Origin of the sequence: Occallatibacter riparius, from assembly GCF_025264625.1 — a bacterium.
Classification (GTDB): domain Bacteria; phylum Acidobacteriota; class Terriglobia; order Terriglobales; family Acidobacteriaceae; genus Telmatobacter; species Telmatobacter riparius.
This window is the reverse complement of record NZ_CP093313.1, coordinates 3,600,507-3,625,583: the sequence shown is the minus strand read 5'-3', so window position 1 is coordinate 3,625,583 and position 25,077 is coordinate 3,600,507. Positions and strand designations below refer to the sequence as shown.

Annotated in this window: 15 protein-coding genes; 6 read left to right on the top strand and 9 right to left on the bottom strand. The window is 55.5% G+C overall.

What is annotated here, in order from left to right; all coding sequences use genetic code 11:
* Positions 1–73: 73 nt before the first annotated feature.
* The 7 genes from MOP44_RS14660 to MOP44_RS14630 form a co-directional block, all read right to left on the bottom strand.
* A complete protein-coding gene (locus MOP44_RS14660; protein WP_260790739.1) occupies positions 74–3,091 on the bottom strand; it encodes a type I restriction endonuclease subunit R in 3,018 nt (1,005 codons plus the stop codon).
* Positions 3,082–4,419: a restriction endonuclease subunit S gene (locus tag MOP44_RS14655; protein WP_260790738.1), complete on the bottom strand. Its 1,338-nt coding sequence runs from the start codon at positions 4,417–4,419 to the stop codon at positions 3,082–3,084. The genes MOP44_RS14660 and MOP44_RS14655 overlap by 10 nt, the downstream gene beginning before the upstream one ends.
* On the bottom strand, positions 4,416–5,444 hold the full coding sequence (locus MOP44_RS14650) for a PDDEXK nuclease domain-containing protein (protein ID WP_260790736.1): 1,029 nt from the start codon (positions 5,442–5,444) through the stop codon (positions 4,416–4,418). Before MOP44_RS14650 ends, MOP44_RS14655 begins: the two co-directional genes overlap by 4 nt.
* Positions 5,441–7,438 carry a type I restriction-modification system subunit M gene (locus MOP44_RS14645; protein WP_260790734.1) on the bottom strand — a complete coding sequence of 666 codons (1,998 nt, stop codon included), beginning with the start codon at positions 7,436–7,438 and terminating at the stop codon, positions 5,441–5,443. Before MOP44_RS14645 ends, MOP44_RS14650 begins: the two co-directional genes overlap by 4 nt.
* A gap of 359 nt (positions 7,439–7,797) precedes the next feature.
* Positions 7,798–9,387, bottom strand: coding sequence for a ParB/RepB/Spo0J family partition protein (locus tag MOP44_RS14640; RefSeq protein WP_260790732.1), 1,590 nt, complete (start codon positions 9,385–9,387; stop codon positions 7,798–7,800).
* Between the two features lie 86 nt (positions 9,388–9,473).
* Entirely contained in the window at positions 9,474–9,893 is a 420-nt protein-coding gene (locus tag MOP44_RS14635; protein ID WP_260790730.1) for a DUF6908 domain-containing protein, read from the bottom strand.
* Complete coding sequence (locus MOP44_RS14630) at positions 9,893–10,861, bottom strand: ArdC family protein (RefSeq protein WP_260790728.1); 969 nt, start codon at positions 10,859–10,861, stop codon at positions 9,893–9,895. Before MOP44_RS14630 ends, MOP44_RS14635 begins: the two co-directional genes overlap by 1 nt.
* Before the next feature lie 494 nt (positions 10,862–11,355).
* On the opposite strand from MOP44_RS14630, the gene MOP44_RS14625 reads away from it, so the two are divergent.
* The 6 genes from MOP44_RS14625 to MOP44_RS14600 all read left to right on the top strand — a co-directional run bounded on the left by MOP44_RS14625 (position 11,356) and on the right by MOP44_RS14600 (position 20,143).
* Positions 11,356–12,675 (top strand): DUF4365 domain-containing protein, encoded by a 1,320-nt coding sequence (locus tag MOP44_RS14625; protein WP_260790726.1) that lies wholly within the window; start codon positions 11,356–11,358, stop codon positions 12,673–12,675.
* Positions 12,672–14,084, top strand: a complete 1,413-nt coding sequence (locus MOP44_RS14620) for an argonaute/piwi family protein (protein ID WP_260790724.1) — start codon at positions 12,672–12,674, stop codon at positions 14,082–14,084. The genes MOP44_RS14625 and MOP44_RS14620 overlap by 4 nt, the downstream gene beginning before the upstream one ends.
* Positions 14,085–14,089: 5 nt before the next feature.
* Positions 14,090–14,767 (top strand): hypothetical protein, encoded by a 678-nt coding sequence (locus MOP44_RS14615; RefSeq protein ID WP_260790722.1) that lies wholly within the window; start codon positions 14,090–14,092, stop codon positions 14,765–14,767.
* Between the two features lie 186 nt (positions 14,768–14,953).
* Positions 14,954–15,700: a DUF1837 domain-containing protein gene (locus MOP44_RS14610; protein ID WP_260790720.1), complete on the top strand. Its 747-nt coding sequence runs from the start codon at positions 14,954–14,956 to the stop codon at positions 15,698–15,700.
* A gap of 433 nt (positions 15,701–16,133) precedes the next feature.
* Positions 16,134–19,184 carry a DEAD/DEAH box helicase gene (locus MOP44_RS14605; protein WP_260790718.1) on the top strand — a complete coding sequence of 1,017 codons (3,051 nt, stop codon included), beginning with the start codon at positions 16,134–16,136 and terminating at the stop codon, positions 19,182–19,184.
* A 188-nt stretch (positions 19,185–19,372) separates the two neighbouring features.
* Positions 19,373–20,143: a hypothetical protein gene (locus MOP44_RS14600; RefSeq protein ID WP_260790716.1), complete on the top strand. Its 771-nt coding sequence runs from the start codon at positions 19,373–19,375 to the stop codon at positions 20,141–20,143.
* A 143-nt stretch (positions 20,144–20,286) separates the two neighbouring features.
* Here the strand turns inward: MOP44_RS14600 and mobF are convergent, their stop codons facing one another.
* Positions 20,287–23,067, bottom strand: a complete 2,781-nt coding sequence (gene mobF / locus MOP44_RS14595) for a MobF family relaxase (protein ID WP_260790714.1) — start codon at positions 23,065–23,067, stop codon at positions 20,287–20,289.
* Positions 23,067–25,076 carry a type IV secretion system DNA-binding domain-containing protein gene (locus tag MOP44_RS14590; RefSeq protein ID WP_260790712.1) on the bottom strand — a complete coding sequence of 670 codons (2,010 nt, stop codon included), beginning with the start codon at positions 25,074–25,076 and terminating at the stop codon, positions 23,067–23,069. The genes mobF and MOP44_RS14590 overlap by 1 nt, the downstream gene beginning before the upstream one ends.
* Position 25,077 lies beyond the last annotated feature (1 nt).

The following is a 25,077-nucleotide window of genomic DNA, read 5'->3' as shown; positions in this document are numbered from 1 at the left end:
GCGGCCACTCTATTGATTTGAAAGGTCTACCGACTGAAGAGTCGATCAGCCCAGTGCCAGATCAGTTTTTGATTTAAGTACGTAGTTCCCGCGCGGGTACACCCTCTGATGTCTGAGCACGCACTTCGTCATAAACCTGTCTCCGCATCCAATCAGCCACCACACGCTGAAAGTCTTTGTCGTTCATGTAGCGAGCGAAGATCTCCTGGTTCTGGTCCATGCGATCAATGAACTTGTCTTCGAGCGCCTTGTCGAATACGTATCCGAAGTTCTCCAGAGAATTGACCATAGCGGCCTGCTGGATTGCGGTGTCGGATATCGCTTCCTCTCTGATCTGCTCGAAGAACAATTGATCAGCTGGCTTGAAGTCAGTTCCGAATCGCTCGTTAACGACATCGATCAATCGAGAAAGCTCGACCTGTTCATGACGATCTTTGCCCGTACCGACTGCTGTAGGCGCGGGGACAGTTCCCCGCTCGCCAGCCGCTAGAGCGATTGAACCTTCACTCGTCTGCTGCAAACGATAAAAGCGAAGGGCCACCTCATCCTCAAGCACCACGGCCGGGCCAATGCCACGCTTCGGCAAGCGTGGCACAAGCAGCCGAACGAAGGCGTAGAGTTTCTCAAGATCGGCGTCTTGGAACGGAATGATCTGTGACATGAACGAGTACAGGTTCCGGAACGCGACCAAGTTGCTGCGGAACTGTTCCTGCTTCTCTTCGGTCAGAGCTTCAAACCGCTCTACAGGACCGTTCAGGATGCGATGCATCGCTGCGTGATCTGTCTGCGAGTGAAATTGCTTTGGTCTGAAGAAGACCTTTGCGAACTCCTCAACTTCGTTCGCCCAGTAAATCTGCTCATCGGCTAGGCTCTTCTGGAGCCCGTAGAGTTGCTGCACATCGACCTGTTGATCGATCGCCGGGATCTCATAGTAAGGCTTGAACGCTTCTCTGATGTCCTCCGCCTCGTTGACGAAATCGAGGATGAACGTGTCTTCCTTGCCGGCGTGCGTGCGATTCAGGCGGGATAAAGTCTGTACGGCCTGCACGCCGTCCAGACGCTTGTCTACGTACATCGTGTGCAGCAACGGCTGATCGAAACCGGTTTGGTATTTCTCAGCAACAATTAAGACCTGGTATGAATCCTTCGCGAACTCCTTGGGCAACTGGCTTTCGCGAATTCCGTTGTTCATCGCCACTTCGGTGTACTCGTCGCCCGTGTCGAGTTCCACCGTTCCTGAAAATGCGACCAGCGCCTTGATGTCGTGATAGCCCTTCTCTGCGAGGTATTTGTCGAATTCCTGCTTGTAGCGGACAGCGTGCTCCCGAGAACCGGTCACAACCATCGCCTTTGCGCGCCCACCAATCTTTGCCTTTGTGAACGTACGGAAATGCTCAATCATCACTTCCGTCTTCTGCGCCAGATTGTATGGGTGAAAGCTGACGAAGCGCGCGAGCGCACGGGCAGCTTTCTTCTTGTCCAGCTTTGGATCGTCCTCGATGGATTTGATCAGCCGGAAGTATGTCTTGTACGTCGTGTAGTAGCGCAGAACATCAAGAATGAACTTTTCCTCGATGGCTTGTCGCATGGAGTAGACATGAAACGGTTGCGGCTTGCCGCTCCCGTCCTTGCGACCAAAGGTCTCCAGCGTTTTGTACTTCGGTGTGGCGGTAAAGGCGAAGAAGCTCAGATTCGGCTGACGACCGCGCTTCACCATCGCTTTGACGATCTCTTCTTCGTAATCGGCGAGCCCTCTTTCTTCTGCCTCCTGCTTTGCTTTCTCCTTGAGGGCATTGCCCGCCAGCGCGCCCTTCAGTTCTGCTGCTGCTTCGCCGGTCTGCGAGCTGTGCGCTTCATCCACGATGACCGCATACATACGATTGGGCAGGTCTACGACCTTGTCTGTGATGAAGGGGAACTTCTGAAGTGTGGTGATGATGATGGGCACGCCGGACTTGAGCGCTTCCGCCAACTGCGTCGAGTCCTCGTCGATCTTCTGCACAACGCCGCTCTGGTGCTCGAACTGATAGATTGTGTTCTGCAGCTGCTGGTCAAGGACGCGGCGATCCGTAACCACAATCACCGAATCGAAGACACGCTCATCGTTCTCGCCGTGCAGATTTGAGAGCCGATGCGCCAGCCACGCAATGCTATTGCTCTTGCCGCTACCGGCGGAGTGCATGATCAGGTAGTTTGCGCCGGCACCCTCCTGGCGCGCTGTGCTCTCCAGCTTGCGTACGGCGTCGAGCTGGTGATAGCGCGGGAAGATCATTGTCTCTTTCTTGATCTTCTTGCCGCCGACTTCCGCTTCCGTCACCTCCAGGTGCATGAAGCGGCCAAGGATGTCGAGCAAGCTGTCCCGCTGCCAGACCTCCTCCCAGAGGTACGAAGTCTTATATTTGCCCGCGGCGGCCGGCGGATTGCCCGCGCCTAGACCGTCGCCTTGGTTGAAAGGAAGAAAGTAGGTGCTTTTCCCTGCCAATCTCGTCGTCATATAGACCAGGTCGGGATCGACGGCGAAGTGGACCAGCGCGCGTTTCTTGAATTGGAAGATCAGGTCGTTCGGGTCGCGGTCATTCCTGTACTGGTACATCGCGCTCTGCACGTCCTGGCCGGTCATCGGATTCTTCAACTCTGCGGTGACCACAGGGATGCCGTTGAGGCAGAGGGTCAAATCCAGCGCCTGCGAGCTTGTCGGTTTGAAGAGAAGTTGACGGACTACGGTGAGGCGGTTCTTCTGATATAGGGCCAGATCGTCGGGATTCATGCGCGTGGCTGGCTTAAAGTATGCGACCTTGACCGGCTCGCCGTAGCACTTGAAGCCATGGCGTAGCACATCGAGCGAGCCGCGCGTGTCCATCGCCTTGGCTAGATCGTCGAGCAGCGTTTCTTCGGTGCGCTCGGCCAGCAGCTTGCGCAACCGCTCCCATATCTTTGGTTGGGATTCCTGAATGAAAGGAAGGAACTGCGTCGGGTCGAGAGCACGCTCCTGATGAAACCAGCCCTGCTCGGCTTTGACGTAACCAGCGCATGTGACCAGATGATGCTCAATTGCCGACTCGAAGGCCTTCTCTTTGTGATCTACTGGCATACGGCATGAGCCTCCTCGGGACGGTAGTTGCGCACATCTATCTGTCCGGTCACAGCTGCGGAGATGAGGGCAGAACGACGTTCTTGAAGTAGTGCGATGGCGTGAGCCGCATGTGCCATCAACGAAGATAACGTGCTCAGTTGGGCAGTTAGTTCGCGAACTATCTCACGTTGCTCTGGAATTGAGGGAACAAGGATCGGGAGTTCTCCAACCTCGCCTACGCGCAAATGGTTGACGGTGCTGCCTTTCGATTTCGCGTCGATTCTGCCTCGAATCAATGGGCCGTATATGCTGTAGAGTAGGTACTCGCTAAGTATCTTGTCTGTGTCAGGTCGCAGGTACATCATCCTTTGTCCGAGACAGAACACCAAGTCTTTAGGGACTAGGCATGCTTCACCGGCGGGTGCTTCACGGGTGAAAAGGACATCACCTTCTCTGGGTGTTCCTTTCTTTGTCCACTCCACATAGCTTTTCTCATCAGTGAAATACCCACCGTCAGAACAAAAAGTTCCGTTCCTAACACAGGTTGTTCGAACTACGAAAAAGCCGCCGTCGACCTTCTCCTCCGGTGTTCGATTTTTGCAATCAACAATTCCATAACAACAGTTCTTCAGTCGCGAGAGTTCCCAATTTGCGGGTATGGACCCCAGCCACTTGATGCCAGAAGCTTTCATCGGCATAGAAGAGTTGTGGCCCTTGGTGACGGCGTGGGCAATGATGGCCTGCCGCTTCTCTGTCAGCAACTCGATCATGCGCTGCTGTTCTTCGACCAGAACGTTAATTTTCTCGGTTTCATAGTCGAGTATGGAACAAATTGCGATCTGCTCTTCTTTGGGCGGCACTGGCAAAGCGAGATTGTTGAATTGATCGGCTGGCAATCGCCAGCGTCCTAAATGAGAAGCTCCCTGACCGAAGGCGTAAAAGATCTTTTCCCTGTAAGCATTCTGGAACAAGTAAAGGAAATAGCGGTCATGAATGGTCGCTGTTGGACGCGTTGAGAAAACTCGGTAATCAGGACTTGTCACTCCAAACGTCCCCGATATGTCGATATAGCCCGTGAGAAGGTCCATGTGGTTCATGGCAAAATCTCCGGGCTTCACGAACTGGTACTTAGAATAGTCCGCAGCGAGCTGACCATCATTGCTTTCAACATCACGTATTTGAAGACCGCGCTGAGTAATAGATAGGACGTCATATCCCTCTTTACCAGCAATTCTCTTCTTGATTTCGAAGAGAGACTTGACGCGATGCAGTTCCCAGTGCTCCGGCACTTGCCCCAGCCACTTCACCCCGCTGTCTTTGTATTTCGTGTAGCGCGGCAGCTTCATGCCTCGTCTCCTTCCGAGGCATTGAGCCGATAGAACTCGTGGAGCTTCGCCTGGAGAAGCTGTTTGTCGGGCAACATAGTCTGATACTCGGCAACCAGCGCCGGGCTTAGGCTCCGGCTGAGGGCATATTCGACCACCTCATCGTCCTTGCTTGCGCAAAGAAGCACGCCGATGGAGGGCCGCTCGTGCGGCTTACGCACGTCGCGGTCCAGCGCCTCCAGATAGAAATTGAGCTTGCCGAGATACTCAGGCTCGAAGCGGCCCACCTTGAGTTCAATGGCGACCAACGCATTCAATCCCCGGTGATAAAAGAGCAAATCGAGGGCGAAATCCTGACCGCCGACCTGGAGTGGGTACTCCGAACCGGCGAAACAGAAATCGTGGCCGAGTTCGAGCAGAAAATCCTTCATACGAGCAATCAGGCCGCGGTGCAAATCGGCCTCGGAGTGCTCGGGCGGTAGGCCGAGAAACTCAAGGGTGTAGCTATCCCGGAAGATGGTGAGCGCCTCTGGATGAATTTGTGCCACCGCTGGCGACACTTTTGGCGGATTGAGAACCGCTTGCTCGAAGAGCGCAGCTTTGAACTGGCGTTCGAGTTGGCGCTTGGACCAATGCTCCCGAACTGCCATGCGGAGGTAGAACTCACGCTCTTCCGGCCGCTTGCTTTGGCCCAGAATGATGAGGTGATGAGACCACGGCAGTTGTGTCACCAGTGGTGACACAATTTGGTTGTCTCGATAAGCCTCATAGAACTGTCTCATTCTAAACAAATTGCGCCGAGAAAAGCCGCGCACGCCTGGGATCTGCAGGGCAATGAACGCGGCCAGCCGGTCTACGGTGCCTTCGCCCCATTCGGCTGTCGCTAGCCGTCGGCTGATGGATTCACCTATCTGCCAGTAAAGGTCGATCAGCGCCGTATTGACCGCCTGGAGCGCACGGCTCTGGCCAGCATCGATCAGCCGGACAATCTCGGCGAAGCCCTGCTCTTCGGGCGCGCCGTTGCGTGGATCGAGGATTTCGCTCATTCGGCCAGCCCCTCCAGCATAGTCATGATGCGGCCGGCGACGGTCTTCAGCTCGGCATCGATCTCGTCGAGCGGACGCGGCGGTTTGAAGACATAGAAATGGCGGTTAAAAGGAATCTCGTAGCCGATGCGGGTCTTCGACTCGTCGATCCAAGCGTCGGGCACGTGCGGCAGAACCTCGCGCTTGAAGAAGTCGTGGATGTCCTCTTTCAACGGTACGTTCTCGTAGTCACGCATTTCGGCGTCGGGTTCCGGGTTGCCGTCCGCATCGCGGCAAATCTCGGCCGATTCATCGCGCTCGGACATGACACTGAAGATGGCTTTACGGACCGGCACGGGAATCTTGATTCCGGCTTGGTCGATTGCAGAAACCAGACGCACTTCGAACCCGGAACGGTTTTTGTCCACGATGGAAGCGTCCATCGTTTTCAACATCTGCTCGATTCCAAGCTGGAGGGCTTGCCCCGCATCGATCTCGCTCTTTCCTTCGCGACCTCTTTTCTTGGAGGTTGCCAGTTTCTGGAAGGCGCTCTCTTCCTTGAGCGCCTCGATGCGCTCCGGCGTAACTTGGAACGCCAGCTTGAGAGGACGCTCAACCGTAATCTGGTGAAAGCCAAAGTCTCGATTGTCGAAGAGCTTTGAGCGGCCATTTTTCGTGAGGTCGCCATACAAATCGACAATCTCTGCGATGTTCTCGTTAGAGAGTTCGTTGCGCTTGTTGCCAAGGTTCTTGCGCATCTTCACATAAAGATCGGTTGCGTTGATGAGCTGGACCTTGCCGCGGCGCTCACGGCGTTTGCGGTTGGTGAGTATCCATATATAGGTGGCGATGCCGGTGTTGTAGAACATTTCCGTGGGCAGAGCGACGATTGCCTCCAGCCAGTCGGACTCAATGATCCATTTGCGAATTTCGCTCTCACCCGATCCGGCGTCGCCGGTGAATAGGGGCGAGCCGTTGAAGACGATGGCCAGGCGCGACCCTTCCGCCTTCATCTTCGCGATCATGTGCATGATGAAGAGGAGCGAACCGTCATTGATGCGCGGAAGGCCGGGACCGAACCGGCCATCGAATCCCTTCTCCTCATGCTCGGCGATGATCTTGTCGGCCTGCGGCTTCCACTCGACGCCGAAGGGAGGATTGGCAAGCAGGTAGTCGAACTTCTTCCCCGCGAGACCGTCCTGGGTAAAACTGTCACCAAACTTGATGTTGTCCGAATGTTGCCCCTTGATCATCATGTCGGAGCAGCAGATGGCGAAGGCTTCGTTGTTGTAGTCCTGGCCGAAAACTTCGAGCTTTGCGTCCGGATTTAACTCGCGAAGGAACTCTTCAGCCACGCTGAGCATGCCCCCGGTTCCGCAGGCCGGGTCATACAGGGTCCGAATGGTGCCGGGAGTCCGCAAGACCTGGGAATCTGGGGTGAAGAGCAGGTTGACCATCAGACGGATCACTTCACGCGGAGTGAAGTGATCGCCAGCAGTTTCGTTCGACGCTTCATTGAAGCGCCGGATCAGATCCTCGAAGATCAAACCCATCTCATAGTTCGGAACGACGGACGGGTGAAGATCAATCTCAGCGAACTTGGAAACGACGAGGTAAAGCCGGTTGGCCTCTGCCAGCTTGGCAATTTCCTTCTCAAATTCAAAAAACTCGAAGATCTGGCGCGCCTTCGAGGAAAAGGTCTTGATGTAGTGAGCCAGATTGGTCGAAATCTTATCCGGGTCGCCCTTGAGCCTCTGGAAGTCCCACTTGCTGGTGTTGTGGAACTTCTGTCCAGCGGCTTTATTCAGGATCGGCTCAATGTCCTTAATGCCGCTCGCCTTGAGGGATGCTGCCTTGTCCAAAACCTTCTGTTTGGTAGGCTCCAAAACGCAATCAAGCCTGCGCAGGACCGTCAGAGGCAGGATCACCTTGCCATATTGTGCTGGTTTGTACGGACCACGAAGCAGGTCGGCAACCGACCAGATAAATGAGACTCGCTCACTGAAGTTCGACAAGATTCTTCCTCAAGGCGCGACCCGAGCTGAGTCCCTTTGGCTCTTACGTCGTCATCCGTGGGGTTTCATGTGGCTAGCGCACAGCCTTCGGGCCAAGATTTCAAATGAATTACAGGTCAAAGTGTCGCTCATCCAGCTTTCTCGTGTAAAGGTGGCTAGGAAGCAACCGTATCGTCGGATCTGCAATTGGTTTCGCGTCAGATTGAGCTGTGGCATGGGACAGCGCCTGCCCGTCGGGTGGGATAAATATGGCCTCCGGCTATTGCGGAGCGCAAATGGGGGCGGGAAGACGGGCAACGAATAGAAAAAAAGCGGAGTCTGGGAAATCAGGCTCCGCGAGTTGCTTTAATTGGTTCCCGTTAAGCCGCTGCGGCATTCTTGGCGACCTTGGCGGGCGGCTTCTGTATGTCTTTTCGCGCAGCCTGCGCCTTCATCTTCGCGGCAAACTCCTGCTTGACCTTGGCTGCGATGGCATCGGTGTCCACCTTGTAAGCGGCGGCGGCATCGCGCAGAACGACTGCCGGATTCGTTTTCGTCGCGGCAAGCAGGATTGCCCCCTCCACTAACATCCGCGAGAGTGTTCCTTCGTCGGCACGGCGAAGGAAGGCACTGAACGCTTTTGCAATGCCTCCCTCATCACGCTTCTGCCGGAGGCCGTGCTGCCGGGCAAGGGACTCGACGTGGCGCTCATCCATCAGAATGACCATCTTCTCAAGAACGAAAAGCAGGTCACGCTTCATCAGACGGACAGGGACAGCAGCACTCACAGCCGCGAGAACGCGGAGCCCCGTCGCATTCGCGATGGCTTGCTCTTTGCGCTGCTTCTCCTGCTCGGCCTTCCATTTCTCATCCTCGCGGCTGCGCTGCTGCTTCGGACGATGCACTGGGCAGGAAGGATTGGCACAGACCTTCTGTAAAGTGCCGACGCCGCTGCCTTCCGTGATGATGGCCTCGGCGGTGTGCTTGCACACCTTGAACTCAGAACGCTTGGCATCCTCCTTGCTGGTCGGCTTGTGAAGCTCGGTGTACTTGTTGCGTGGCAGTACTGGACTGCCTTCCTTCTGACCGCCATAGGCAGTGCTGATCTGTACTAATTCCGGCTTTGCGGCGATGGTCTTTGCGACGTGTGCGCTAACTTTGGCCTGATAGCAGGCAGGGTCACTGCAAGCATCCTGCTTGCCGAAGTCCGAAAACAGCAGCTTGCTATGTCCGGTACTCTTGGCGCATTCGAGGCAACTGCCCGCCGCCGGGACAAGCTGCGCGTCACGTTTGTTGAACGGCGCGTCTTTGAGGAGAAGCAAGACATTCTGTTCAATCCAGCCTTGCAGGTGGCGGACCGGGAGCAGAATGCGCTTGGCCTTGCCGCCAGCCGTCCAATCCTCGCGGAAGCAAGCAGCAAGGGCCTGTTCCTGTTGGCCGGACTGGAGCCGTGCCAAAAGCAGCGCGTGTCCCACGCCGATCTCGTCCCGATAAAACGCATCGACCACAGCCGGGATGAGGTCAACCAACTTGAGGCGGGTTGCCACGAACACCGCCGACTTGCCCGTGCGAGAGGCGATGAGCTCGATGCTGTACTTCGGTTCCTCCAAGTCGAGAAGGGCCTTAAAGCCCTGCGCCTCTTCCATCGGGTGAACGTCGCGGCGCTGGAGGTTTTCGACAAGTTGCGCCTCCAACACCTGTGCATCACTCATCTCGCGGATGCGAACCGGAATGGTTGCGGCTTCGGCTATCTGCGCGGCACGGTAACGCTGTTCGCCAAAGACGATTTCGAGATGTTCGTCCTTGGGCCGAACCAGCAACGGGGTCAGAACGCCGTTTGCTTGAATACTGGCGGCCAGTTCCCTTAGAAACGCCTCGTCGAAACGGCGGCGGGGGTTGGTGGTAGATGGAACGAGCAACGCGAGAGGCACATCGCGGTATTCGGGAGTGTTGATTGCCGTAGTGGTCATGGTGATAAGCTCCTTTCGAGCGGTTTAAGGATGAGGACACGCGGAGCGAAGACACGCTGGCTGTTCCGCTCCGCACATGGAGAGGACTAGCCGCGAATAGACTTGTCCACGAAGGCGTCAGCAAACCCCTGCAATTTGAGGTTCTTGTCCCACTCGGCGGCGAAGCGTTGATGCTGGCGGTGCAATTCAACAAGAGCAACATAGTTCCCGCGCACGAGATTACGGGACCACTGCTCAACGCCGACGTAGTCGTTGCGCCAGTAATACGGGTCAAGAGACAAACCACAGCCAAGAGGGTTGACTAGCTCGAAGCACATCTCCGGGTCGCGCATCAGGTCGCCGTTCTGTTCGCCGTAGTGGGCAACGGAGATTGAGGGCAGCCCGAGCGGCCCTGGCTCTCCTACCGCCTCGATCACAAGCGCCATATAGGGCGCGTTCTCGACCTTGAGGTAGAGCGAACGCCGGTAGCCTCCGGCCCGCTCTAGGATGCGAAGCAAAGTCTGCATCACGCCACCTCCTCAAGTGCATCGGTGGCGGGCGCGGTTGACTGCGTCTCGTTGCTTACAGGCGGCTGCAAGGCGCTGAGAATCACAGCGGACGTACGCTGGATGACCTCAAGACTTTCAGCTAAGAGCGTGGCATTGCCGCTATACATCTGGATGTAGTCGCTTGATGAGGTGCCCATCTCCAAGCCGATACCTTGGCCGACAACAAAGGCCACGGCCTCCGCTTCCGTCTCGCGCACGGTGGGCGTGGTGAAGGTGCGCCGCTCCGTCCGATGCAAAAGCTCATGTGCCGCCTCATGTACCAGAGTCACAAACTCCTGCGCTTGCGGTTGGCCGGGGAGCAGGGCGATTTTGCCCCCGTAGCTAACACCAAACGCTGGCGCGATGTTTTCGCTATAAACAAGCTCGATAGCCCTTTCGGCGAGGAAATCCCGCAAACGGTCACGATACTCGCCCACTTCACCAGTGACGGCGATTCCAAACTCTGGGAGGTCTGCGCCTTCGGTCTGCGAAACATCGAAAACGTGAACCGCGCGGAAGCCAATAAGGACCTGGCGCGGCTTCTCGTCGCTCTCTCGCTCCGGACCGTCCTTCCTGCGGCGGTATCCAGTCATTGGCGCGAGTATCTGAATGCCCCTCTCCCCCCTCTTCACGAACCGGCCCAGTTCTTTCCATGCCCCGTAGCCTGCAACGCGGGTTGCCGTGGGCCGTTGGCGAGCGATGGCGAGAATGTTTCCGAAGCTGTAGTTGCGGAACCGCGACATAGCCGCTAGATACGCGGTCAGGGTATCGCTCTTACCTGCTTGCACCTGCTCGATGAGGAAGTCCACGGCCTGCCGGATGATGGCCTGTGTAGGGTTGTCCTTCTGCGCCGTGCGTCCCTGATAAGGCGAATCGCTGCGAATGGGCTGCGCCGCATTTTTCCTGTGCGGCGTGGGGTTGGTAGCTACGCTGTTGGTGATGGACATGATATTTGCTCTCCTGTGCTGCCCGCGTGGGCGAGATTCTGAAGGAGGGCATTTCGCCTGTGGCTCTCAACCAAATTTCTTTTGTTGAGTGCCCCCGCTTCATGTCTTGCGCGGCGGGCAGGGGCGAGGCGGGTTCGGTCAAGGGCGGCGTTTGTTGCCGTTCATCGAGCGTCAGCGAAGACCCTTGACGGGTTCCGACCGGCTCTGCCACAAAGCCGCATGAAGCGCGGGCACTCGATAAAAGAAGAAATTTAGGAGTTTTCCCGCATGGATTTCAGGGCCGGCGTTGCGGGCAGGAACAGGCCCGCAGAGGTGGGGAGCGGAGAACGCAGCGCGGTCGCAGTGCGGGAGGAGACTTCCTCCCGGCATTGTCTAGATCACAACAGGTTGGATTTTTAGAGCTGCAACAAAACTTGTGCAATAAAATGAACTAAATCAGAGCTGAGATGGTAAAACCGAGTCGGACTCTCCCAAAGAAGATCGGGAATTCAGACATGATCGGCGCGCGAGGAGTTAACCTCATCGAGCGGCGCATCTTGGAAATGGGCTATCTCTGGTACCCAAGTGGAGGCGTTGAAGCGGGCATTGACGGCCGCTTAGAGATTCGAAATGAAAATGCCGAGGTCACGAATCTGATCCTCTCCGTGCAAAGCAAAGCTACCGATGGCGCTTTTGAGGGTGAGACCGCAACGGAGTTGACCTACACATGTAGTGAACGGGATCTTCGCTATTGGCTCAAAGGAAATCTCCCCGTAATCCTGGTCTATTCGCGGCCAAGAACGGATGAAGCGTACTGGCTCTCGGTAAAGGATTACTTCTCTGATCCGATTCGCAGGGCCTCGCGCAAGATGCACTTCGTGAAAGCTCAACACGGTTTCGACCAAACTGCCAAGCACGACCTCCGCAAGCTGGCTCTCCCCGACGATGGCGGCCTATATTTGGGAACGACCCCAAAACAGGAGACCATTTTCACGGACTTGTTGCCGGTGGCCCAGTTTCCGGAGCGGTATTACCATGCCCGCACAACGTTCCCAGCCCGGAAGCAAGCCTTAGACCATCTCTTTAGTCTCGCCAAGCCATCTGGGCGAGATGTTTGTCGAGGATTCACCATTCATGGCTCCGTCGTGTATTCGTTTCACGATCTTTCCTCTACGCAGTGGCAGGATATTGTCGATGTCGGCACAGTCGAGAGCGATCTTACCTTCGAATGGTCGATGACGCACGACGCGGACAGAAAAAAGCTCTTCGTTGAGTTGCTGAACGTCACGTTGCAGGACCAGCTGCGTGAAGATGACATCCACTTTTCCAATATGGACAAGTTTTACTTTCACCGGGCCAGCGATGATCTGAGCGACCGCAAGCGGAAGTACCGCAGCAGACGCAAGAACGCCAGCCGTGAGGTGTTCAAGCGGTATCAATCCAAACTCGATCCTGAGCGCACCTCGTACTTCCGACATGTGGCCTTCTTTGGGCATTTTCTGGAGTTGGATGGAAACTGGTTTCTGCAAATCACGCCAACCTATCGATTCACTAAAGACGGTTACCGAGATAGTCGATTCAGCGCGGACGCTCTGAGCGGCATCAAGCGATTGGAGAACAACCAGGCCGTACACGGCCAGGTGTTCATGTGGGCCGAATTTCTCCAGAAAGACACGTTGTTCAGCCGACACAACTTGCTCAAGTTTTATCCCTTGATGCAGTTCATCGCCGATAGCGGCTTCGAGGATGCGGACTGGGTAAAACGGGAAGAGAAAGATCGCCAAGAGACCGTTTTTGCCGAAGATCAAGAGGAGCAGGCAGAGCTAGAACTATGAATCTTACGATTCTCGAAGAACCAGAACTCGAATTCGGTGGCGGCAATCGTCATGTCGATATCCGCTTCGGCATCCGCGACTATGGCCCCTTTGATCTTCAGTCTTCGCGGGCGCCGAAGGAAGTCAGAGTAGGACTGATCGGCACGACCGAGACCGTTGAAGGAACCACTCGCTGGCTCGAAAAGTGCTCTCAGGGCGTGGCACAGAAGCAAACGAAGCAGCCCAATTTATTTCCTGCATTTCCGCCCATTTCTTCGACAAGCTCTTTCTGCTGCGCCTTCGTTGCGGATGCCTCGTTGGCGCGGACGCTTACCAACACCTCTTTGGAAACAGTCTCGAATGAGGCTACTATCGCAGACCGAGTCGAAAGGGCGGTCGATCTTTTCATCAAGGAAGTGGAATTTTTGGCGGAAAACAGCAACCCCGATGTCATAGTGTGCGCGCTTCCCGTGGAAGTTCTGGAAATGGTCTATGAAGAGAGGAAGAGTCCGGGGCGGAAAGACCTTCATCATCTGCTTAAGGCGAGAACGATGCAATGGCGGATTCCGATCCAGCTGATCCTGCCCAGCACATACGATGAATCAAAGGCCCGGAAACTCAAAAGAACCGGCATACCTCGCCCTCTGCAGGACGAAGCAACCCGTGCTTGGAACATCTTTTCAGCCTTGTATTACAAGGCTGGGGGCACCCCTTGGCGCTTGGTACGTGATTCTTCCCAGTTCTCCGCTTGCTTCGTCGGCATCAGTTTCTTTGAAAGTCTGGACCGATCGCGGCTCACCACCAGCATGGCCCAGGTCTTTAATGAACTTGGAGAGGGTGTTGTCGTCCGCGGCGGGTCTGCTTCGCTCTCGAAAGACGACAGGCAGCCGCACCTGTCTGGAGACGATTGCCAGGCATTGATCACCGATGCGCTGGCAAAATACCGTGATGTTCATCGCACTTTACCGGCTCGCGTGGTCATCCACAAGAGTTCCCCTTTCTCTCAAGAAGAGGAAGCCGGGGCCAGAAAGGCTATCAAAGAAGCGCGTATCGACATCTACGACCTCGTCCATGTCAATGACTCGGAGATCCGTCTCTACCGAGACGGGGTCTACCCGCCACTACGCGGCACCTTCCTTCAAACAAGCGGCCGGAGCGGAGTGCTCTATACGAAAGGGAGCGTGCCGTTCTTTGAAACATATCCTGGTATGTACGTTCCTAAACCTGTCTCTATCAAGATCGCAGCAGGGGACCAGACGCCGCTGGGTCATGCAAAAGAGATTCTGGCGTTGACGAAGATGAATTGGAATAGTACCCAGTTCGACGGCGGTATGCCTCTGACTCTCACGGCAGCGCAGAGTGTGGGTAATGTCCTCAAACACTGCCAGGATAATCAACGGATCGAACCGCGCTACTGTTTCTACATGTGAGTTGAATGCCTCTGACGAAGAAATTCCTGCGACGCTATAGTAATCTGCCGTCTCTCATATACCTTCTCTCTAAGAAGGCGCTGACCTTTCTTGATCCAGAAAGTTGGGATGATAGGAACGACTCGCTTTTCATGCGCCTGTATAAGGAGAAGAAGCAGCTCGCTACCCTATTAGCAGTCTGCTTCTCTCAGGAGACCGAGACCTATCATCATTGGAGCGTGTTCGCTTCCGGTTCGAGTGGCGTATGCATCAGTTTCTACAAAGAAGAGCTCTTGGCGGAGTTGAATCAGTACGACGGGATCAGAGGGAGACGAGTTTCATACATTTCCCTGAATGAACTAGCGCAAACTTCGAAAAGAATCACAAACCTTCCCTTCATGAAGAGAGCTCCATTCAAGCCAGAATCGGAATACCGTGTGATTTTTGAGGATCAGGGTAAACCTAGGTCTTATATCGATATCGACATTCCGCTCTCTTGTATCGATCGTGTGTATCTGAGTCCGTGGATGCCGCGGTCAGTTGCCGAATCGGTCAAATCTGTGCTGAAGGGAGTCGGTGGCGCAGAGGACATCGAGGTCGTTCGATCCACACTGATTGAGAATGATCGGTGGGCCAAGTTCGGGAAGTCGGTTGTCGGTGAGTTCGAGGATGAATCGCATTCTCATCATCTGGCCAAAAACTGAACGGATGACAACCTGATCAGGATTTGTAAACTCGGTCACTGTCTCTACACTGCTTTCCTCAGATTCCCCAAATTCCGGGTTGCGCGATTGTTCGTAACCGCCAGGCCAGAACCCTTGGCGTATGTGGCCTGATTACAATAAGATGGACGGCAACGCAAATATTACTCTGCTGATCAGGATTTGCCTGTGCCAAGCGACCTGTTCTCAAAATGGTTGGAGCCTGGTTCCCCGTCCGGCACGGGGATCGACTACTTTGTCGAAAAGAACAACGGCCAGAAGATCGGTCTAGATTTACTGAAACCCCTTATGGCGGATCACTTCGTGGGAGAAGCGACCGTCCTAAAGTTAGGGGGCTACGAGAAAGCCTCCGCCGTCATCAAAAATAGTCTTCCCACGAACAAGCGCACTCAATCTGGAGACCTGGGAGAACTGCTGGCCACGGAATACGTAAACTCGCAGACGGAATTCACGGTCCCTATTAAGAAGCTGAAGTGGAAAAGCGACCGGCAGATGCCAATGCACGGAAATGATGTACTGGGACTCAACTACACAAGCAATCCCCGCAGGATTTTGAAATGTGAATGCAAGAGCCGGAATCAATTCGGGGACAGTGCCGTCACCGAAGCTAGCAATGGCCTTGATGGCTTCGACGGGCGACCTAACCCATCTACTCTAGCATTCATCACGAAGCGACTCTTTGAAGAAAATAGGGACGATGAAGCAAAGATGTGGAGCGAGCTTCAGACCAAGGACCCGCTTCCATCCAAGAACCTCACCCAAATGGTTTTCGCACTTGGCGGTAACGATCCGACTCCATCTCTTGCAAAGTGCCCCAAGGCAAAGGTCAAAGGCATTCAGCGACAGCACGCGGCCATCAGGTTATCGGCCTATGCAGACTTCATGAAGGCGGTCTACACCGTAGATGGCAAATAACGTCGAAACGATTGTTGAACAATTGAACGAGCTGACTGCTCCGGCGACAAGGGGACGGCTCCTCGCCCGGGGCTTGGCCCGTGGGCTTCTCTGGCGAGACGGAGTACTGCCGCTGGGTTCCCCCGCGTTCACTCCGTCACTGACCCTTGATCTATTGGATTTCGGGTATGGAGTTCTGGCCCTTGCTCTCGAATTGCGCGACGCGAATCGAACACGGGAGCCAGGTGCCGCGCTCCGCACATCGGATGCTTTCCGTGTTGCGGCAGAGGCGATTGAGTCGGCGGTGCGCAGAGATACGGGAGAGAGTCGAGACAGGGGCCGGCATCTGGTCGTTAGCGCAACAGCGTTCCACTTGGCAGGATATGCAGCCCGCTCGTACTCCATGCTTCCGATCCCTGCGTTAGAAGCGAACCTATCCACTCAGGAACGTTGTTTGGCATTGATTCTCCGAAAGGATATGACCATCCTTCGGGAACAAGTGATCGTCTGGTTTTCGGATGCAGCCAGGAGCGACGACCAGATCGCGGCGCGTCTATTAGACCCGGAAGATGAGTTCGATACGGATGACGCAGTTGTTATTGCTGCGACCAATGCCTACGTTTGGGCAATTGGAACAGCGGACTCGGGATTGCTCTTTGGGAATAGAGAGCTATTTCAGAGCGCAATAGATATGCTGAGGCGGCTTATCGCCGCTTCTTCGCAGAGCGGCCAACTTTCAACTTGGTGGGTTGCAACACTCACTTTGCATCTTCTGGAAGACCTTTGGGACTCCAACCTGCATCAGCGTTTGCCGCAGGATGGTCCAAGCGCCGGGCAGGAAGATTGGCCTGGATTGCGTACAAATTTCATCGCTCAGATGAGCGTGAGGCGTCCTCCTCAAATGGAATTGTGGCCGTCGCAGCTCGAAGCTGCCAAGCGAGCGATCGATCTAACGGATGATCTGGTGATTGCTCTTCCAACAAGCGCAGGCAAAACGCGAATCGCCGAACTCTGCATCCTGTGCACCCTAGCGAGTCGAAAGCGCGTAGTTTATGTGACGCCATTGCGTGCTCTCTCGGCTCAGGTCGAACGGGTTCTCTCCCGTTCTTTTGTGCCGCTCGGATTTTCCGTGACCTCCTTATACGGTGCGGCTGGCGCGACGATAGCGGACTCTCAAACCTTGGCCAGTGCGAATATCGTTGTGGCAACGCCAGAGAAACTTGATTTCGCGATGCGTCAAGACCCGGCGGTTCTGGATGATGTGGGCCTGATTGTCTTCGATGAAGGTCATATGATCGGCCTCGGAAGCCGCGAGCTTCGATACGAGGCGCTAGTTCAAAAACTGCTGCGTAGGGGCGATGCCCAGCAAAGGCGCATTGTCTGTCTGTCTGCAATGTTCAATTCGGAAGATCCGTATTTTGAAGACTTCACGAAGTGGCTGCGCAGTGATGATCCCGGAGCTGCGGTCCAGGTCTCGTGGCGTCCCACTCGCCAGCGCCTTGCGACGCTAGATTGGGCGACATCATCTGAGTCTGCACGCTTGAACTTTCGGGAAGAAGAAGCCTTTGTGCCGAATTTCGTAAAGATCCGTGCAGCGAAAGGACGACGACGTAAGAAGTTCCCGGACGACGAAGCGGAGTTTCATGTCGCGACAGTGGATGCCTTCGCTGGAGATGGCCATTCCATTCTCGTGTACTGTCCCATTCGCAGGCAGACGGAGAGTTTGGCGAAGGCATTCTTGCAGGCATCGAAACAGGGTTATTTAGAGCATATTCGTCCATTGGCGCCGTCCGACTTTGAGTTCGCTGCGGCGATTGGGCGTGAATGGCTTGGCAAGTCTCATTGTGCATACAGTGCGCTTGAGGCAGGGATTGGCGTTCATCACGGAGCGCTTCCCAGGCCGTTCTTGAGTGCTATCGAACAGCTTCTACATCAACGAAAGCTCAGCGTCGTGATCGCATCTCCAACTCTCGCTCAAGGTCTCGATCTATCGTGTAGTGTTCTTGTCTTTCGATCGCTTCAACGATACGAGCAGGGTCAGTGGAAATGCATCCCCGAGGCGGAATTTTCCAATGTGCTAGGGAGAGTAGGGCGAGCATTCGTCGATCTCGACGGGATTGCGGTGCTCCCTAGCTTTGACGCGAGCAAGAGAGACCGCTTGCATAAAGATTTTTCTGATCTCATCGAGGCATCGACTGGACAGCGCCTTGTGAGTGGACTTGCGCGTCTTGTTATGAATTTGGTTCATCGAATTGCCTCTTTGCTTGGGGTCCAGCCGAAGGATTTCTCAGAGTACATTCTGAACAACCCGACACTCTGGGATGACCCGCGCCTTTCTGGGACGGATGACGAAGAAGACGACGAGACTGAAGCAACGACGCAGCGTTTGTCCGCTGATCTTGCCGACCTGGATGTAGCAATCCTATCCACAATCGATCAACTCGGCGCGGATGTTACTCAGATCACCACCCTTCTCGACGAAATGCTCAACGGATCTCTTTGGAGGAGGACGCTAAATCGGCATAATGAACCGACGCAGTCGGTGGAGCGCAATGTGCTGATTTCGCGAGCGACGTGGCTATGGAACAGAACTTCTGCACAGCAGCGATCCGCACTTTATGCCTCGGGACTCGGCACGGAACCGGGTCTGTTTCTCGACAACCATCGCGACGAGTTAATCGACAGTTTGGCGGAGTTGCACTCCGCTTTTATAGCTGCCGACGCGAAGCTCGCAGGGGCAGCTGCTGTCCGTTTTGCAAAGGTTGTGCTCGGGCATCCGTTTTTTGGCGTGAGAACGTTGCCGGAGTCCTGGGAAACTGCACTTCACGAATGGATCGCTGGAGTTCCGTCGGCGGAGATTCTGAAAGATAGGACTGGACATGACGCCAATCGGATACAGGTATTCCTGCAGGATGCCATATCTTTCAAACTGGTGTGGGCCGCAGAGGCCGTGCGCGTGCAGGCGATTGCGGTGGCGCATCCCCGATTTACCGAGTTGGGTGAAGGACCGGCACTGGCATTTACCTACGGCGTAAGCAGCCAGCCTGCAGCTCTTCTCTGCCAGTTGGGCTTGGCTTCGCGCACTGCTGCTGTCTGGGCGACCGAGAAAGCGACCGCGCAGTTCAAGGACATTTTCGGAGCGAAACTTTGGCTCTCGAAAAATGAACAACTGTTGGCACAAAAGGACTTCTGGGATACAGAAGACCAGTACTTATTGTGGAATCGGTTCGTGACGCGAGAGGACATCGATTCGCCGCGAGGGTGGAAGCATCTGCAAATGGCTCTCGATGTCCAATGGAATGGAATCCCTCTACCGTCAAAAACGTTCGTCAGAATCATCCCCAAGGCAGACGGCACAGGAATGGTTTGCAACAGTAGCTTGTGGCCGGTGGGTCGTATATCAACGCCGTTCGACTGTACTGCGTGGCATATAGAAGCGGCAACCGGCGATGACGGAAGGTTGCTGTTGAACCTCTACGGTCCAGCCACTCACGCGCTCAACTGACGATCAAGTGGAGTACAGTCGCAGTGCCGGTGGATCGTGTCCCTAGGTCGAGCGGGCAAGTACTTTGCGAAACCTGGCTAATCGGAGGTAGCAGCTTAAGTGCCTCGTATCGCGAATGGAGAAATGGAGGCGGTTCCGCTTATGCTTTGAGAGGATAAGATGGCACACATCTGATCTGGATGGAAATTATGAAGCGTCTCGCGCTGCTCTGTTTGTTGGCCTTCGGGATAAGTCTGACATTTGGTCAATCGAGTCCTGTACGGAAAGATACGGCTGCTCCTGAACCCACAATTAGGGCGAGTCAGCCAAACGCACCGGTCTATACAGTTTCACTGCTCAACGACAACTCATGGCACTTCTGGTTGCCTTTTGTGTTTAACGTGCTTGTCGCGTGTGGTGGCTTCGCATCGGTGTTCTTCCTCTACCGGCAAACGAAGGCAGCAACGCTGAATGCAGAAGCTGTGCTCAAGGGCCAACGAGCATGGCTTCTTGTGAAACCTGAACCCTTGGATGTGAACTCTTATCGCAACAGAATCAAGGTCGAGGGCGAGCGAGCAATGCGGGAGCTTAAGCTCGCCATTACAAATGTTGGGGTCACACCGGCTCAGCTCCAGGCAATATCAGCAAGAGCTGTATTGCAGGAGTATGGATCTCAAGCGAGAGAAGAGCCTAAATATCGGGAGGAGCAGGCTCCTGCTACACGCTTGCTTGTCCCCAATGATTCGATAGGCCACTTCGTGCAAATAGAGACCGACTACAGCATGAGTGAGCTGTCTCAGCGAATGGTGTCGGGCGAATTCACGATTCACATTTATGGCTATGCGCGTTACTTGGACGTGTATGACCGAGAACACCGAGTAGCCTTCGGCCTGCGCAGAAAATTGAAGTGGGAGAACGCCGCGATGACTCCTTCGGTGGTGGATGAGTATTGGCCCCCACAATATAATTCGGCCACCTGAGCGACACTCTGATCGATGCCTCGAGCAGTGCTCAGGACCTTGGGGAATGGTTTCGGCTTCCCCTGTAAGTGCGTTGCATGGCATAGTCAATTTCGACGATGAATTGCGTCCACTCGGTCGTCGAAAGACTATTTTCCTGAACCCTATAGACCTAATCCAAGGCCAACAGATCGCGTCTCTGTTAACGCCGTCGTCTTCCCTGCGGCCACAACTGGAACTTGGCTTGCGCCGAAATGAATGGCAGAGGCCTTGGACACATCGCGGCTCAGACTCTCAGCGAGATTGGACGCATCGTTGGTGAAAATCTGTGCCTCGTGCGACGCGCGAGAGACAGAGACATATGCAAAGCGGCTGCTTATCAATTCGGGGTGGACCTCCGTGTCCATATTGATCAAGACACGCTCTGCGGTGAGTCCCTGCGAGCTGTGTGAGGTCACGGCATAGCCGTGATCGAAGTGGCGCATCTCGGCGGCGTCGAAGCGTACATCCCTGTTCTTTGAGCCCTCCATTCGGACGCTGATCTTGCCATCTTCCCCGATACTCTGAATGGTGCCGAGATCACGATTGGTAACCTGCAAGTCCTTCGATGGTGCAGTGAACTGAATTTTGTCTCCTACGGCAAACTCTCGCTCAATTTCACGGTAAGCGGCGATGCCGCGAAGGCGTGACGGGTCATAGGTCACTTGCTGGCCGTCTTGCTTTCGCACGGCAACAAGATTTTCTGCCGGGTTCGTCGTGACAACCTGGGCGTAGCTTCTGGCCTCGATGCCGTGCTCCTTGCTGCCACGCACGTAATGCAGGACGTCTCCGGGCTGATAACTTGCGGCCCATTCGCGATCAGCCCCGGTCATATCGTTGCGGGGAACGAGAACGCGCACAGAATAATCGGTTTCGTCAATGATGCCAAGCGTTTGCAATTCCTGCCGCACCGCCTGATTGATGGCCCGTCGCGAAGCATTGTCGGGCGAAACAACAAGAGTGTTTCCAGGGTGCGCCGCGTACTGTTTTGCGATCGCAGCAACACGCTGCTCCGGGTCAACAATTTCTGTGATGCGTCCTTGCTGTGTTAGGAGTTCGACACCGATAGCGGTCTCGTGGTTGGACAGATGCTCGACGGCTTTCAGCAATTCAGGATCTCTTTGGCGCATGATTTGGTCAAGCTGTACAGTCTTCATGCCTGCCTGCTGCAACTGCTCGAAAGGCTTTCCGGCATCGACTCCCTGATGCTGGCGTGTATCCCCAATTAGCAGGACTCTATCCTGCGGTTCGATCTTGTTCAGGAAGTCGCGCATCTGTTGCGTCGATGCCAGAGAGGATTCATCGACCATGTAGAGGTGGCTGCTCCCAGGATCGCCGGAAACCTGCGGACCGCCGGCTGCCAGGAAGCGTTGTAATGTATCCGCCTTAATACCTGCGTCGCGAAGTTGTTTGGCAGCCCGTGATGTTGGCGCAAGACCCTCCACGATATAGCCGTTCATCTCGGCCCCTTGACGTATGGTTTCCAAAACCGACGTTTTGCCTGTTCCTGCTCGTCCTTGTAGTCCCTGTATGCGGTCGGACGAGGTGAGAACTTCCTCGACAACTCTCTTCTGCGCGGGGGTGAAAGTGGGACGTGAGTCTACGAGAGGAACCGCGCTCTCGATTGCCATGATTTGCGACCCACGGCCTTGTCCATCCTGTACTCGCTGGACAATTTCCTTCTCGGCTTTGATGGTTGCCGCAGTGGTGAACCGGCGGCAGGCCTCGTGCGCGTTCGCGGAAACTTGCTTGAACTCGCCGGAGGCAACACGTGCCTCGAAATTGGCGCGGACCTGACGGTAAGTCATCTCGCCCATCCCCCGTCGCAAAGCATCGACATAGAGAGCCCGTTCGTCGATGACGGCTTCGCGCTCAAAGCTCTTATCGCGGGCAAAGGTGATGGCTTCACGCACCTGCTGATGGCGCGCCGGGTCTGGTCGCACTTGAGCGTGTTCCATGCTCCGCTCCCTGGCTGAGGCCACAACTTTGGCTGCCTGGTTGCCGAACTCATCGGCGATCTGTTGATGCGCTTCCAAGATTTGATCGGGTGAGAGGATGACTTTCTTGTCGCGGGTATTGTGCGCCGCAATCTGTGCCGCCTCTGCGCCCGCGAAACCACTGCGGGAGAGAGCTTCCTCGATCTGCTGGCGACGCGGACTGGAGGCATCAAGATATTCCTGCGTGTAGCCTTTGATGTCCGGTGCTCCGCTCTTGCCCGGTTCGATTTCATAACCGAGTGCGCGAAGTGTGTATGTGAGATGGGATTGGTAAACAGCGGTGGCGAACTGCTGACTCTCAAACAAGGAGTGCGGCTGCAATGCCCGCATTTTGCCGTTCTCACGCTCAGTCATATTGAAGATGACGACATGCGTGTGGAGCTGCGGCGCGGCGTATCCATCGACGGGGCGAGCGGTATCGTGTTCGAACTTGGCAGCGGCAAACTTCCCGGTGGTTTCGGCGGGACTATTGCCGCCGATCCGTGCCTGTGTGTATTTCTCCAATTCGTTCAGTGCGACGTTGACAGCTTCCCGATGTGCCTCGCGTACACGGTCGTCGCCGCCGACCAGGGCTGTCAGTGAAATGGACTTCGGCGCGGAGAATGTCGCGTCCCAGCCGGCGCGGTGCTCGACTGGAGAAACCATCTTGCCATCCGCATTCTTATATTCATGGACAGTGCGATGGAGGACCAACTGATGACCGGTTTGTGGGTGTTGGCCTTGGGAAAGACGAGCGAACTCCTCCGCGCCAACGGACCCCGACAGGGCGAACTCCTCCGAGAGGATGCCGTGCCATTCCCCCTGGATGGTGTCGCCCTGCTTCCAGTAGTTCTGCTCGGCGGCGGTGAACTCCTTGGCATGGTAGGTCTGAGCCTGACTTGCTGAGAGCGGCTTCGAGATGTTCAGCATTAGAGACTCCATCCGTCCTGAACTGCGACGTGTTCCTCATGGGTATCGGGAATCGCTATGAGTTCGGGTTGAATTGACCGCGCGGTCGAAAGCTCATTTGGCTCAGGTGCGGGCGTAGCGGTTTCCGGCTCCTGCTTCAATTCCGACTCCGGTCTGCTGCCGCGCGCTGCCTTGGGATCGTATGGCAGCTTGTCGTCCCGGCGTTCGCGTAGCTCAAAGGGCTCCGCAACCTCCGGCATATTGAAGTACGGAAAAGAGAAGTACGTCACATAGTTCTGATACTTCATAAATGCGTGCAAGTCGGGGAGGCCGGAGATTTCGGATTCCAACACCAGCGGCTCAACCTGTCTATCAATAGTGAAATTGCGCCCTGCTCTTGTGCCGTCGAAGTGCGTCTCGCGCAGCCGCTCGATTTCGACCTTACCGATGAATTTCGAGACCCACTCTCCGGCATTCGGCTCCTTCGTCGTGAGCCAAACGCTCGTCGCGGGTTGCGACAGCATCACTTCCGCCAAATGCCCATACAAGTACTCCAGTTGCGCCTTACCCTGAAAGCCAAGTACGACCGGGTTGCGCCCCTTTCTCCCTTCGGTAATCGCCGTGTGAAGCTGCGGCAACTTCTGCAAACTCGCCAGCTCATCAATGACGAACCAGACCCGCTTCTGGTCTTTGGTGGGTTCATTCAGCAATCGCAAAACCAGCCAGTCAATCCACAAGCTCTGCAAAGGCCGCAACGCTTCACGCTCCGCTGGAAGCGAGGTAATGAAGATCCAACCCTGCCGCTTCTCCGCCCATTCCGTTGCCGTCCATGCGCCATTGCCCTCTTCTCTCTTCGGCAGCAATCGCAGGCTGTCTGCGACCAAGCCGAGAGAGCCGAGGACACCAGCACGCTGCTGATGGGCTCGTGGATCAATCAGATGGGCGTGCTCGGTTCCTTTGAGTCTGCGGTCGATCTCATCCGGGTTCGACATCCACTGGACAAGCTCGTCCGGCGTCGGCCCATAGGCCATCAGAAAAGCAAAGATCTTCTGCGGGGATTCGATGAAGAATTCGCCCTTCCGATCCTGCGGCGGCTGGAAGAGAGACGCGGCCAGAGCCTTTGCTTCGGAACGGCTGCGCAACTCCTCGGCAGGGCCCCAATAAGGGCAGCGCTTGTCGAGAGGATTTAGGATCACGTCACCCCTCGATGGGTCGTAGAACCGTTTCACGAACTCGCGTGCCGGGTCATAGACGATAGCGGAATCTCCCCGGCCCCGCACTTGCCGGAGCACCTGAAAAAGCATCGCTGACTTACCCGCCCCGGTATCGCCGATGATCTGCATGTGCTGAGCTTCGGCCTTGGCAGGAATCCGAATCATCTCTTTCATGCCGTCGGTCTTGAAGCCGATGCCGCTGCCCTTCACAGTCTTGTTGAATTCCTGGGGCGTCAGTCGCTCCGGGCCCTTCAAACGCCGTCCATACTTCAGAGCCTTCTGCCGCTTCACATCAAGCGTGAGAGCGAATGGCAGCATGAGGAGAAAGACTCCAGAGGCGCACAAGGCAGGCGCTTTCAAGAGCGCCGAGAGCTCCCGTCCGTCATAGACGGCGTCTTTCAGGTACTCATGGAGCCGGGCATCCTGGTAGCTCCGTACCGGTCCGCGGAAAAGCAAGTCGTTGCCAAGCTGAAGCGCCGCCGAAGACAGCGCCAGAGGGATGCCGCGGCCACCGGGCTCCAGCGTACTTCCATGTACGACATCTTTGTTCATCGCAGGCGCCGGCTTCAGTCCATATCCAGTGAGAAAGAGCATCCGGTACTCGCTTCTGTGTGTCCGGCTGAAGCTGCCGAAGAAAGAAGTGCGGACATAGACTGGTGCGTAAAACCACTGCAGAGGCCCCGTGAGAAAGCGAAGCCACCCATATACAAACAGCATCGTCAGAGCGATTCCGCCGAAGATAGCGGCATAGGTGTAGATCGGTTTGTTCTGCGGCCAAATGATCGTCTCTTTGCGGCCCCATATTGTCTTTGGCATC

Coding starts and splice junctions, on each gene's coding strand:
- MOP44_RS14590 (WP_260790712.1), bottom strand. CDS start 25,076: ATGCCAAAGACAATATGGGGCCGCAAAGAGACGATCATTTGGCCGCAG.
- MOP44_RS14630 (WP_260790728.1), bottom strand. CDS start 10,861: ATGTCCATCACCAACAGCGTAGCTACCAACCCCACGCCGCACAGGAAA.
- MOP44_RS14615 (WP_260790722.1), top strand. CDS start 14,090: ATGCCTCTGACGAAGAAATTCCTGCGACGCTATAGTAATCTGCCGTCT.
- MOP44_RS14635 (WP_260790730.1), bottom strand. CDS start 9,893: ATGCAGACTTTGCTTCGCATCCTAGAGCGGGCCGGAGGCTACCGGCGT.
- mobF (WP_260790714.1), bottom strand. CDS start 23,067: ATGCTGAACATCTCGAAGCCGCTCTCAGCAAGTCAGGCTCAGACCTAC.
- MOP44_RS14640 (WP_260790732.1), bottom strand. CDS start 9,387: ATGACCACTACGGCAATCAACACTCCCGAATACCGCGATGTGCCTCTC.
- MOP44_RS14660 (WP_260790739.1), bottom strand. CDS start 3,091: ATGCCAGTAGATCACAAAGAGAAGGCCTTCGAGTCGGCAATTGAGCAT.
- MOP44_RS14650 (WP_260790736.1), bottom strand. CDS start 5,444: ATGAGCGAAATCCTCGATCCACGCAACGGCGCGCCCGAAGAGCAGGGC.
- MOP44_RS14655 (WP_260790738.1), bottom strand. CDS start 4,419: ATGAAGCTGCCGCGCTACACGAAATACAAAGACAGCGGGGTGAAGTGG.
- MOP44_RS14620 (WP_260790724.1), top strand. CDS start 12,672: ATGAATCTTACGATTCTCGAAGAACCAGAACTCGAATTCGGTGGCGGC.
- MOP44_RS14625 (WP_260790726.1), top strand. CDS start 11,356: ATGATCGGCGCGCGAGGAGTTAACCTCATCGAGCGGCGCATCTTGGAA.
- MOP44_RS14600 (WP_260790716.1), top strand. CDS start 19,373: ATGAAGCGTCTCGCGCTGCTCTGTTTGTTGGCCTTCGGGATAAGTCTG.